General features: G+C 43.9%; 8 protein-coding genes and 1 pseudogene. 5 read left to right on the top strand and 4 right to left on the bottom strand.

Annotation, left to right across the window (positions count from 1 at the left end; genetic code table 11):
- Nucleotides 1–332 precede the first annotated feature (332 nt).
- The 3 genes from LRS05_RS02645 to LRS05_RS02635 are packed head-to-tail and all read right to left on the bottom strand — an operon-like array spanning nucleotide 333 to nucleotide 5,116.
- Nucleotides 333–812: a lipocalin family protein gene (locus tag LRS05_RS02645; RefSeq protein WP_257866900.1), complete on the bottom strand. Its 480-nt coding sequence runs from the start codon at nucleotides 810–812 to the stop codon at nucleotides 333–335.
- A gap of 22 nt (nucleotides 813–834) precedes the next feature.
- Nucleotides 835–2,223 carry a DUF5689 domain-containing protein gene (locus LRS05_RS02640; RefSeq protein ID WP_257866899.1) on the bottom strand — a complete coding sequence of 463 codons (1,389 nt, stop codon included), beginning with the start codon at nucleotides 2,221–2,223 and terminating at the stop codon, nucleotides 835–837.
- A gap of 19 nt (nucleotides 2,224–2,242) precedes the next feature.
- Nucleotides 2,243–5,116 carry a TonB-dependent receptor gene (locus LRS05_RS02635; protein WP_257866898.1) on the bottom strand — a complete coding sequence of 958 codons (2,874 nt, stop codon included), beginning with the start codon at nucleotides 5,114–5,116 and terminating at the stop codon, nucleotides 2,243–2,245.
- A gap of 136 nt (nucleotides 5,117–5,252) precedes the next feature.
- Here LRS05_RS02635 and LRS05_RS02630 point away from each other — a divergent pair.
- From LRS05_RS02630 to LRS05_RS02610, 5 genes and pseudogenes are all read left to right on the top strand, one after another.
- Nucleotides 5,253–6,355 (top strand): annotated as a pseudogene (locus LRS05_RS02630) (endonuclease/exonuclease/phosphatase family protein).
- 67 nt (nucleotides 6,356–6,422) lie between these two features.
- Complete coding sequence (locus tag LRS05_RS02625) at nucleotides 6,423–6,956, top strand: 3-hydroxyanthranilate 3,4-dioxygenase (RefSeq protein WP_257866897.1); 534 nt, start codon at nucleotides 6,423–6,425, stop codon at nucleotides 6,954–6,956.
- Nucleotides 6,957–7,071: 115 nt separating this feature from the next.
- Nucleotides 7,072–8,619, top strand: a complete 1,548-nt coding sequence (locus tag LRS05_RS02620) for an aldehyde dehydrogenase family protein (protein WP_257866896.1) — start codon at nucleotides 7,072–7,074, stop codon at nucleotides 8,617–8,619.
- Between the two features lie 409 nt (nucleotides 8,620–9,028).
- Nucleotides 9,029–10,366 (top strand): PcfJ domain-containing protein, encoded by a 1,338-nt coding sequence (locus LRS05_RS02615; RefSeq protein ID WP_257866895.1) that lies wholly within the window; start codon nucleotides 9,029–9,031, stop codon nucleotides 10,364–10,366.
- Between the two features lie 43 nt (nucleotides 10,367–10,409).
- Nucleotides 10,410–11,807, top strand: coding sequence for an RtcB family protein (locus tag LRS05_RS02610; protein WP_257866894.1), 1,398 nt, complete (start codon nucleotides 10,410–10,412; stop codon nucleotides 11,805–11,807).
- A gap of 79 nt (nucleotides 11,808–11,886) precedes the next feature.
- On the opposite strand, the gene LRS05_RS02605 is transcribed toward LRS05_RS02610, so the two are convergent.
- Nucleotides 11,887–12,615: a metallophosphoesterase family protein gene (locus LRS05_RS02605; protein WP_257866893.1), complete on the bottom strand. Its 729-nt coding sequence runs from the start codon at nucleotides 12,613–12,615 to the stop codon at nucleotides 11,887–11,889.
- Nucleotides 12,616–12,631 lie beyond the last annotated feature (16 nt).

The following is a 12,631-nucleotide window of genomic DNA, read 5'->3' as shown; positions in this document are numbered from 1 at the left end:
TCTAGTTAAAGGTTAAGAGCAGTAATTACAAGCAGTCATACGCACAAAAGTGTATAGACGTTCATCTAAGTCTTGTAATGAGCAAACCATAGCTACAATCCCGAAAGCACCAAGCTACGTCATCAGCGAAAAGATGATTGCAAGATAATTTACCATCATATCATATGGCTTTAAATAAAGCCCTGTGTTGCGTTTTTTAATCACAATCAGCCTAGCTATTAGAAAGTCTGTAATACTGGCCTTAAAATGTAATATCAGCGCAGTGGTAAATAATGTAAATAAAAAAAGAGGCTCATTGCTGAACCTCTTTCTTATCTATAGAGTTGTTTTTATTAGTTAGCAGTTTCATGCTTTGCAAATTTTACAAACACCAGGTCACTAGTGCCCGGCATTGTATACGATGCATGTAACTCAGTATAGGTCAAAACACTTATATTCATTATGATTAGTCGCTCAGTGGCACCATCCATATAATTTAGATAAATGCGATTGTCGGTACGGGTATAGGTGCCGCTAATGGCATCATTCTCACAAGTACCACTAACGTTTTCGTAATCATTCAGTGCAAAAGTACCGTCTGCGTTAAGAATAAAATTGTCTTCGTTGCAGGCAGGATCATTAACAACATCTGTATATTCTACAATCTGTACGGTAGTTGTACCATTATTAAAAGGAACCAATTCGCCAACCTGCTTTGTAAGCCAATCACCTTTAAGGTAGTCCTGCTGCACAAACCCGGGCACTTCTTCTTCCTCGCATGACACAAGCCAACCTGAAACAGCCAGGACACCAAGTATTAAAAATTTCTTCATAGTATAATTCTCAAAGAGTGAATTAGTTAATTTCGATATCGTCTATCTGTACAGTTGTAGTAACAGTTGTTGTACCCACATATTCAAACACAAAGAAACCATTACCCGTAAGTGATGCAGGGATTGCATAATTACCGGCAGTTGTAAATGAATTTTGTGACTGGCCTGTTGCAGGATATTGAAGGTTATTAAAATCACCTGTAATAGGCACAAAATTAGCCATATTTACAGGGCCACCAGCTGTATAGTTAGCCGCAGTAACATAATAAACATTAAGTGCTGCACCAGCCATAAACCTGAATTGTTTTTTGAAAGTAAAATTACTTGCTGCTGTAAAATCTACAGGTACAAAGTAAAGTACTTTTGCAGGCACGCCCGGGTTGCTGCTACCATTAAATGATGTCATCTCGATGTATTTGTTACCGGTATTTGCAGGGAATTGCTTTACCTCCCAATATCTTGTACCTTCAGTTGGGTCATTCACCGCACGCGGGAAGTTTCTGTTGGCAACTGCATAGCTTTCAAAAGTTTCAGAGTAATTACCTGCAAAAGTGATGTTATTTCCTGTAAGCGCCGGAGCAGAAAGATCTATTGCAAAACGTTCGCCTGTAAGATTAACATCAGCTTCAGATCTTGCTATGAACTGGTAATCGTTGTTGAATTTAGTAAGTACTCCACGTACAGTACCACTTCCTTCAGCAACTTTGCGCGGAGCAAAATCTGCAAAACTGCTTGTCCTGAAAATTATTTTTGCGCCGGTAGCATCAAGAAGGTCATGATTTGTAGCACCGCCAATCTGGTCAGTAGCATCATAGTAGTTCCTTCCAAGTGCACCGCTCTCAAACTGCACATTTTGCAGGTCTATAAGCGTGTTAAGGTTAGCATCATTAAGCGCCTGTGCTATTGTCATAGGCCTTGCAAGTACATCTTCGTCAACTACTGTACAAGAACGCTGTAAAGCAGTCCTGTATTTAGATTCTGGTAGCCTGCCTACTTCAGCAGCGCTGCCGTTCAGGTAAACATCACCAATGCGCACTCCGTTCCTGCGATCTGTATAAAGCCCTTGCAGCTTAATATAAACTTTACGTCCCGGCTCAAAATTAATGAATGTAGAAGATACATCAACAGGTACACTGAAACCGTGTGAGCCGTTCAGTGTCTGGAAAGATATAGATTTGAAGAAGTTACCGCTCCTGTCACTAGAGGTTACATAAGCCTCAATAACTTTATCTTGGGTAAATTGAGCCAGTACTGTACCAGCAGGTACATCAGCAACCTCAAAATTTTTCTGCAATGTTGTTTCTGTACACGGAACATTAACAATGCCGTAATCATCGTCATTGATACAGCTGGCCAGCATACCTGCCGCCAACATTGTAAATAGCACCGGTTTGTAAAATGTTGTTTTCATAGTATGTAGATAATTTTTTTTAGAAGTTAATGTATAAATTTACGAAATATGTTCTGCCGTACCCATAAAAATATTTAGGCGCGAAAGAAGGTGTGCCACTTGACTGATCCTGGTTAAGCTGCCTGTAGTTTGCGTTACGAGCCTGCTCAAATCCGCCGGTTTTATAAGTAATATCAAAAAGGTTGTTTACAGATGCAAAGAAACCGAATGTATTCCTGTTTTGAGAACTGTATCTCCAAGATTTACCGCCTACAAGGTTTACAAGTGTAAAATCCTGAAAACGCTCCTGCTTAAGCAATTGGCGCGTGCGCTCTTCTGTAGCTTCAGGGAAGTTAAGGTTGTTACTGTCAAGCGGGTTTCTAAGGAAGTTATTTGTCCTAAGTACCGGAGAAACATCTACGTAATTGTCAGCAAGATAGTTTACATTGGCGCCAATCCACCAGAATTTTGGGTCACGATACTCTATACCTAATGAATATGCCTGCTGTGGCATACCCGGCTGCTTGTAATTTTTCATCTTAGCTTCACCAAGATTGATTATCTGCGGGTTGTTGTTGGTAAGGTAATTGTCATTATTCAGGTAAACTAATGGGTTGTTGGCATATGTATACTGCCCCCAGCTTGCCGCACCATTCACTTTAATGGTTGATGTAACCTGATACTCAATACCAAATTCACCACCCCACTGAAGTTTGTCAAGTCCGCGTACCACTTCAGCAACAAATGCGTCGCCATTATCACCGTCAAGGCCTTCAAGAACACCTTCAGCAAAAAAGAATGAAGTTTCTGTAGTATTGGCAATTTTAGAATAAAATCCTGTTAAGCGTGCTTTAAGCTTTGGCGCCCTTATGATATAACTAAGATCTGCGCTTGATATGGTTTCACTTTCAAGGCCATCAAAAACAACATTGTTAAGGCGGGCATTCGGGAATGCATTACGCAATACAGGAGCTTTACTCATATAAAGTCCATTGGCGTCAAGCATGTGGCGGCCATTAAATTTATAAGTGATACCTCCTTTAAAGCCAAAGTTGTCAAATATTAATTTTTCACTTTTGCCATAAGAATTGTTAGGATAAACACCTACACGGTACAGGCCTTCTCTCTGGTACTCTGAACGGCTGAAGTTATTTGCAAGATAAAAGTCAATCTTGCGGTAAGTAAATTTAAACTGTGTGAAGGCATCTATATGATTTGCATACAGGTTGTAGTTGTAGCCGTAACGGTCACCCACCATTACACGACGGTCAGGGTTGTTAAGGTCGGCCTGCTGTGCAGCTCCTTCCTGAAAGTTATCTATATCATTCCAGTGTGTACCGCCAAGAAGGTCAAGCATTTTCTGGTAGTTTTCACTTTTAAGTCTGCGGAATGAAGCCGAACCGTTGAAGGTAATATTGTCTGAAAGCTGCGAGCTGTATATTGAGTTTACAGTCCATGTCTTGTCATCGGTTCTGTCTTCATATAGTGCATATTTGCTCACAGTTGGTGTCCTGCCTATTTCATTGCCGTTGGCATCTGTAATAGCTTCAGAATTTGCCTGGTACATAGCAGCCCAGTCAATTTGCCTGTTATTAAAGAAGTTGGCATTCATAGCGCCAAGAAGATTTGGTGTAGCTACGCCACCAAGGCCTCCCGGTAAAAATACGCTGGCAGGATTGGTTGGGTCATCGGGCAGGCTGTAAAGCGATGTAAAGTAGCTTGGCAGGTTCCTGTAATATGTTGGATCGGGGTTCTGTGCATTCTGAAAATCAAGCCTGCTGTTGCCTATAGAGCCAAACTGGTAGGCCACGTTTGTGTTAAGGCTGTTCTTTTCATTAATTTTCCAGTAGTGGCTCAGCATAAAGATTGGCTCTTCAACATCTTTGTCGCGGCTGTTTCTTTTTTTGCCATCCTGCCATCCCCAGTATGAGTTGTATTTTTCACCGGCAATGCTGGTAACTTCATCAGTATTAGGTGAGTTTTTGCCACGGCTGTTTTGGGCATATATACCTGTAAAGTTTAGTGAGTGGTTAGACCCAAATTGCTTTTCAAGGCTTACAAAATAAGAGTTCGCATCATAATCAGTACCTTCAAAGTAACCTTCCTGCGCCCACCTTCTTGAGGCTGAAATTACATAGGCAAACCCATCGGCGTCAAGTCCTGAAGCATGTGTAGCCATAGCCCTCCAGCTATAGTTGGTGTTGGTTCCTGAAAAAGAAACTCTTGTACCCGGCCTGAAAATTGAGGCGCGTGTATTTATCTCCTGAGTACCAAGTATACCTCCAAAAGTGTAATCAGATGGTGCAGAGCCCATTGTAAACTCCTGGTTGCGGGTAGCATCGTTAAGCCCGCCCCAGTTGCTCCATTGCGGCCTTCCGTCATATATCTTGTTCATAGTAATACCGTTAATCATGGTAACGCCATACTGGTTGTCAAGCCCCCGCATACGGAAACGCGCCTGTCCCCAGTTAAAGGCAGCTGCCTGCTGAAATACATCGCGCGATGCCTGTAAAAGTCCAGCAGTATTTTCAGAGCCGCTGTTGTCATCACCAAGGTCATTTTCTGTAATGGTGATAAGGCTTAGCTGCTGCTCTGTTGTAATGTCTTCAACAAGTACAACCACGCCAAGGTCAAGCGCCTGCCCGCCTGTAACCTCAAGCCTGAAAGTTTGCGGTACATACCCTGTACTGCTTACCGTTACAGTCTGGCTTCCTTCGGCCACTTTTTCAAAAACAAAAACACCTTCGGCATTAGTTATGGCCGTCTGGTTGGTGCCCTGTAGGGTTGCAACCACATTCAGCATAGGCTGCTGTGACTTGCTGTCAACAACTTTACCTTTTACCAAAGCGGTTTGCTGCGCCCACGCACACACTACCTGCATTACAAGTAATAGACTGATTACTAGTTTTTTCATAAATAAATTTAAATTAGTTCTCTTCCTTGTTAAGTTAAATATTTCTTAACGGGCGCAAATGTACATCATTTAATAATATTATTTACTTTTGGCCTCAAGTTTGTATTAAACTTGATGTTAAATTAATATACCTTTTATGAAGTTTAGAAATTTTGTAGTCCTTTTCGTTGCAATATTCGCAATTTATGGGGCTAAAGCGCAGGACAAAAAATTTAAAGTGCATACCGTGGCATTTTATAACTGCGAAAACCTTTTTGATACTATTAATGACCCGACGATTAATGATGAGGAATATCTTCCGTCTGAAGGCTGGACTTTAAAAAAGTATAAAAAGAAACTGGGCAACCTAAGCCGTGTGCTTGCAGAAATAGGCAGCGGAGAAAACACTAACTCACCTACTATTATTGGTGTAAGTGAGGTGGAAAACAGGAAAGTGCTTGAAGATTTGGTGAGCCAGCCGCTGCTTGCACCTAAAGATTACGGCATTGTGCATTTTAACTCGCCTGACCGCAGGGGTATTGATGTTGCCCTGCTTTACCAGAAAAAGCATTTCAAGCCTACAAGTTTTAAAAATGTACCGCTTTTAATTTATTCTCAGGAAGAGAGTACAAGTAAAAAAGAAAAGGAAACTACAGAAGAGAAGAGTGACGACAAAGTACAGGTTGACACCCGAACGCGTATGGTTTACACCCGAGACCAGCTGCTTGTAACGGGCCTGCTTGATGGTGAAGAGATACACGTTATTGTAAACCACTGGCCATCACGCTCAGGCGGTGAAAAAAGAAGCAGCCCTTTCCGTGAAGCTGCCGCTGCGCTTAACAAAAAGATTATTGACTCATTATACAGGATAAACCCGGAAGCTAAAGTGATAACCATGGGCGACCTTAATGACGGGCCGTATAATAACAGCATAAAGAAAGTGCTTGGCGCAAAAGCCAAAAAGAGCAGGTGCAAAAAGGCGGCATATACAACCCTATGGAAGACATGGCAGCCAAAGGTATTGGCTCACTGGCTTATCGTGATGCATGGGACCTTTTTGACCAGATTTTGATGACCGAGCCTCTCATCCGTAAAGATTATAGTTCATTCCGTTTCTGGAAGGCAGGTGTTTACAATAAGGCTTTCCTTACCCAGACTTCCGGGCAGTACAAAGGCTACCCGCTTCGTAGCGCCCGGGGCGAAGTGGGCTTTAGTGACCACTTCCCCGTATATATTTACCTGATAAAAGAGCAGAAATAATATTCAAAAGGCTTTCACTTCGGCGGAAGCCTTTTTCTTTTACCTTAGTGTTCCTAAAATAAAAGCCATGGCAATTACACCGCCCTTCAACCTTAATAAATGGATTGACGAAAACCGCCACCTGCTGAAGCCGCCCGTTGGCAACCGTAATATATATAAAGATGCCGATGATTATATAGTGATGGTTGTAGCCGGCCCCAATGCACGCAAAGACTACCATTATAATGAAACTGAAGAGCTTTTTTACCAGCTTGAAGGGAGCATTAAAGTCATAGTGCAGGATGAAGGCGAGCGTAAAGAAATGGAGCTTCATGCCGGTGATATGTACCTGCATCCTGGCAAAATACCGCATTCGCCTGTAAGGGGTGAAGGCTCAATAGGACTGGTGGTTGAGCGAAAGCGTGCCGGTAAAGGCTTTACCGACGGCCTGCTTTGGTTTTGCGACAACTGTAACCATAAGCTGTACGAGGTGTTTTTTGAGCTGAATGATATTGAGCAGGATTTCCTTCCGCACTACCAGCATTTTTATAATTCAGAAAAGCTGCGCACCTGTGATGAATGTGGTACCGTTATGGAGACCGACCCGAGATATGTGGGATAATATTCTTAAGCTCCACTAAAACTCAGCCTGACAACTTCATAACACGGGTAAATTGACAGTCCCGATAAAAAATATATCTTTGTAAAATATAACACAAGCAAACAAATAAGTTACAATGGCAACAATGACAGACCAGTTTGGGATACAGGAAGCCCTTTCAAAACTGGGGATTAAAGAAATAAACGATGGTACATCTACCGGGAGCAATAACTACGCAAACGGTAAAATTATAGAATCATACTCACCGGTTGATGGTACGCTTATTGCAAAAGTAAAAGCTTCTACCAAAGAAGATTACGAGCAGGCAATGGCTAAAGCTACAGATGCTTTCAAGGCCTGGAGGCTGGTGCCGGCGCCTAAGCGCGGTGAAATAGTACGCCAGATGGGTGATGAGCTTCGTAAATTTAAAGAGCCTCTTGGGCAGCTTGTTTCTTATGAAATGGGCAAAAGCCTTCAGGAAGGTTTAGGCGAGGTTCAGGAAATGATAGACATCTGTGACTTTGCAGTGGGCCTTTCGCGCCAGCTATATGGCTTGACTATGCACAGCGAGCGCCCTATGCACCGTATGTATGAACAATACCACCCGCTGGGTACGGTGGGTATCATATCGGCATTCAACTTCCCTGTGGCGGTATGGAGCTGGAACTCTATGCTGGCTTGGGTTTGTGGAGACGTTTGCATCTGGAAGCCGAGTTCTAAAACCCCGCTTTGTGCAGTAGCCTGCCAAAACATTATAAGGACTGTGCTTGAAAGAAATGACGTGCCTGAAGGTGTAAGCTGCCTTGTGGTAGGTAATGAGAGCGGCGACCTTATCAATAATGATAAGCGCATACCGCTTGTATCATTTACAGGTTCAACACGCATAGGCCGCCACGTGAGCAAGACTGTTGCAGAGCGTTTCGGTAATACAATACTTGAGCTTGGTGGTAACAATGCCATCATCGTTTCAGAGAACGCCGACATTAATATGGTGCTTGTAGGCGCAGTCTTTGGTGCGGTAGGTACTGCAGGCCAGCGTTGTACAACCACACGCAGGCTTATCATCCACGAAAGCATGTACGATAAGACTATCGAAGTATTGAAGAGCGCTTACGGCCAATTGAAGATAGGTAACCCGCTTGACAGCAACAACCACGTAGGTCCGCTTATTGACAAAGGTGCCGTACAGGATTACCTGAATGCCATTGAGAAAGCAAAACGCGAGGGCGGTAAAATCATCGTTGAAGGCGGCGTGATGGAAGGCGAAGGTTACGAGAGCGGCTGCTACGTGAAGCCATGCATTATTGAGGCTGAAAATCACTTTGAAATAGTACAGGAAGAAACCTTTGCGCCGATACTTTATGTGATGAAGTACAGCACTATCGAGCAGGCTATTGAACTGCAGAATGGTGTGCCGCAGGGGCTTTCATCTTCAATATTTACCAACAACATGCGCGAGATGGAACTTTTCCTTTCACACGCAGGGTCAGACTGTGGTATTGCGAACGTGAACATCGGGACATCGGGCGCTGAAATTGGCGGTGCTTTCGGTGGTGAAAAAGAAACAGGCGGCGGCCGCGAGAGTGGCTCTGATGCCTGGAAAGCTTACATGCGCAGGCAGACCAATACCATAAACTACGGTACGCAGCTGCCACTGGCACAGGGCATACGCTTTGATTTGTAATCATCTTACTTTTACAATAGGTTGGAGGGCTGCTGTGAGGCAGTCCTCTTTTTTTGTTATTTGTTCTAAATACAAATTAGCAAAGCATTCTTGTTTTTGTAAGAAATCATTCTATATTTGCCGCCGAAATCAAATAATAATTCGCACACAATGAACCCAATAATGTTTAAACATCAACTATCAAGTGCAGGAGATATCCTGTACTGCAGGCCGGGTTGTGCGTACCTGAATTTTAGATAGATCATCTGAAACAGTTATATCACCCGGACTTATGTTCCGGGTTTTTTTATGCTTCTTCTGCAGGAAAGCTTCTCTTCCCCGAAACACAAATCCGAACAAAATTCAACAAAAATTTAATGAGTAAAACCTAAACCGGCAGCCTGTACGCATGCTGCCAAAATCTAAAGAAATGGACACTTTAAAAGAAACGGCAGCAACACATGCGTTCAGCATGGGTTTTAGGGCGATGGTCGAAAGGGCTTCGCAGCAACCTGCAGGCATTGTTGGTTATGAAAATACTATAGAAAGCGCTGTCAGGGTAGAATTTGCCCGGATGGGGAACAGGGCATGGAGGCGCGATGTTTTCAAAGGTTTGTTGCTATTGCTGCATACCAAAAAATGTTACAAGCTGTTACAAAACCCGGAGTTCATAACCATAGTTTCAAATATCTCTGTATTTGGCGATAAAATGGTGAATGACCCATCATCATGGAAACTTGATGCCCTTAGCCCTGAAGGCCAGCTTTCATCGCTGATAAGGCACTGTTTTGCGAGATACGAGGTGCCTGAGTTTATGGAGTACGCTTTTGCCTGCAACAACAGGATACACATGCTTTGGTATGTGCAGATGGGCAGGGGAGATTCTGTAAAAAAACTTAGTGGTTTCCCTGTAGAATTTACCGGACGGATGGAGAATATCTTCAGGCTTACAACTAATGCATTTACTATACCTGAAGCAATAAGGCGCGCACAGGCACTGGCGTACGGCACTACTGAAGATGTGGCTAACGTGGTGGCATGGTCAAACATCAGCGATACGTTTGAAGATGAAACCTTCAGGGCAGAGGCAATAAGGTTTGCCGCAATGGTGAGGGTTGAAATTGGCATAAACGATTTGAACGAAGTATGGGAATACATCTTTGCAATGAAAGCCGAGAATAAGGCTTACACATTAAAAGGCCGTACATGGGCTGCAGTTTGCCGTAACGCGAGAGCGTGGCACCTTGACATGGCGCGGAAAAGGGAGGCTGCAAACTACCGCGAATGGGATAGGAGAATGTTAAACGACTTTACTCTTGAAACCGAAATGGCTACCTTTAAGGTAGTGCAGCTTACCAACTCTGTGGAGTTGTATGAAGAAGGCTACGAGATGTCGCACTGTGTGGCCGATTATGTGCAGGATTGCCTTGACGGTACCAGCGCCATCTTCTCTTTGCGGAAGCAGATGAAGGGCCAGGTTGAATTTGAAAGGCTTGGTACTATTGAGTTGCAGTTGGAAACCCGAAGGATTGTACAGGCACAGGCAAAGTATAATGATGAATTGTGCGAGGAGGCTGAAAGCGTGATGCAGCAATGGGCGGCAAAGGAGAACTCTGGTATTGGCCATGAAGAAGAGTGTGTCGCGAACCTTCCCGAAGCACAGGTCCGGGCAGCCATACGGGCTGAAAATAGTGTGGCTTTGCGTATCATCGTCTTCATACTGTTGAAAATATTGTTGAATATACTTGAAAAGTCATGCCAACACTAATAATGCCGGCGGGTACGCCGCCGGCTTTTTAAAAACATTAAAAATGGCAAAATTAAAATTAAGAGGTAAAGACCTCAAAGATATAGGGTATCCGCAGACTAAGGCAATAAGCCTGGCGCTGGATGCCATGGAAAAATATTATAAAAAAGAAACCAGACCCAAAGCGCTCGCTGCGCTTAAGGATGTATTAACGTATCCTGATAATTACCTTACCCATGACGCATTTTCCAAGGTGGCGAAGGCTTTGCTGGAGAACAAACACACGGAATCAAGAGCGCTAAACACTGAGCGGGCTCCATTCAAAATATACGGCGAAGACCAGATAGAGCAAGGGGCGAAAGACCAGTTGTACACGGCCTTAACATTACCGGTGTCGCGTAAAGGAGCACTTATGCCTGACGGGCACCAGGGTTATGGTTTGCCAATTGGTGGTGTGCTGGCGACCGAAAACGCAGTAATTCCATACGGCGTGGGTGTCGATATTGGATGCCGGATGTGCCTTAGTATTTATGACATTGCGCCATCTTACCTTGAGGGGCACAAGGATAAGTATATTAAGATACTGCAGGAGCATACAAAGTTTGGTGCGAATGAAGTTCAGAAAAAGCCATCTCCCCATGATATTTTTGACAGGGAAGAGTTCAGGACGATTCCCGTTGTAAAACGGCTGAAAGACCGTGCCGTACAGCAATTAGGAAGTTCCGGCGGGGGCAACCATTTCGTAGAATTCGGGTTGGTAGAAATTTCAGAAGAAGATAATGATTTCAATGTGCCGCCGGGTAAGTATGTAGGAGTATTGTCGCACAGCGGTTCCCGCGGGCTTGGGGCCAATGTTGCCAAACATTACACCGATCTTGCAATGAAGCATACACCATTGCCTAAAGAAGCGCGCCACCTTGGCTGGCTTGATCTTGCTACGCAGGAAGGGCAGGAGTACTGGCTGGCAATGAACCTTGCGGGTGATTATGCTTCAGCCTGCCACCATGATATACATAAGCGTATTGCTTCCGCTTTGGGTGAAAAGCCATTGGCAATAATTGAAAATCACCACAACTTTGCCTGGAAAGAACTAGTCGATGGCCAGGAACTCATAGTTCACCGCAAGGGTGCTACACCGGCGGGCAAAAATGTTATGGGTATCATTCCCGGCAGTATGACCGCACCCGGCTATATCGTGAAAGGGCTGGGGAATGAGCAATCTCTTAACTCGGCATCACACGGCGCCGGGAGGCAAATGTCGCGCACAGTCGCAAAGAGAAACATCACCCACAGCGAGCTGCATAAAACGCTTGCAGACTATGGAGTGACTTTGCTAGGCGCGGGACTTGACGAAGCTCCTATGGCCTATAAAGACATTACTAAAGTTATGGCGCAGCAAAAAGATCTGGTATCATTATCAGGAACATTCCACCCGAAGATTGTGAGGATGGATAAGGCTTAGTTTACAGTCTCAGTTTACAGTTGAGAAAAGGTAAATTAGTATTCGTATGCTTACTGTAAACTGAGACTGCGACTGTTTACTAATTCCTGCCACTTTCTTCCGGATATAGTGTATAAACAGGGTCGCTCTGCCAATATTCTTTGGTGTCGGCATCTAAAATTGTAAGCGGCCCTTTAAAAGCAGCGCCTGTATCAACATTCCATATGTTGGCTTTGTTTACCGGGGTTGTTTTATTTATACGTGTTACAGGTGTATGGCCAATAAAAATTTCGTTGTACAGCGTAAAACGTTTGGGATACAGCGGGTCTTCGTGCTTTAAAGATATATCGAGTGACAGTGCCGTTTCCCATAGCGTGCGCTCCCAATAAAACATGCGGGTAAAATATTCATGTTTCACACCGTTCAGGTTCGTAAACCCTGCATGTACAAAAAGGCGATTATCATTGTCAAGATAGTAGTCCTGAAGGCTTTCCAGAAAGAGGATATGCAATTGCTTTTTCTCTTCCGGCAATCTCTCGTAACATTCCATGGTAAGCCTACCGCCGTGGGTAAACCATTGCTCGGTATACTCGCCGTCACGTAGCCATGAGAGCAGCAGGTCGTCATGGTTGCCACGCATGAATATGCATTTATACCTGGATTTAAGCTCTATAAGGTAATCAATCACTTCAGGCGATTGCCCCCAACCGTCAACATAATCGCCAAGAAAAATAAGGTGGTCATTTTTGGTGACAGCTGCCCGCTCCAAAAGCTGTACAAACGCTTTATAACTTCCGTGGATGTCGCCAATAACAAGGGTTCTGCTCATACCGCAACTTACAAAA

Origin of the sequence: Flavobacterium sp. J372, from assembly GCF_024699965.1 — a bacterium.
Lineage (GTDB): Bacteria > Bacteroidota > Bacteroidia > Flavobacteriales > Flavobacteriaceae > Flavobacterium.
The sequence above is the reverse complement of the archived record's forward strand: the minus strand, read 5'-3'. Positions and strand labels throughout refer to the sequence as shown.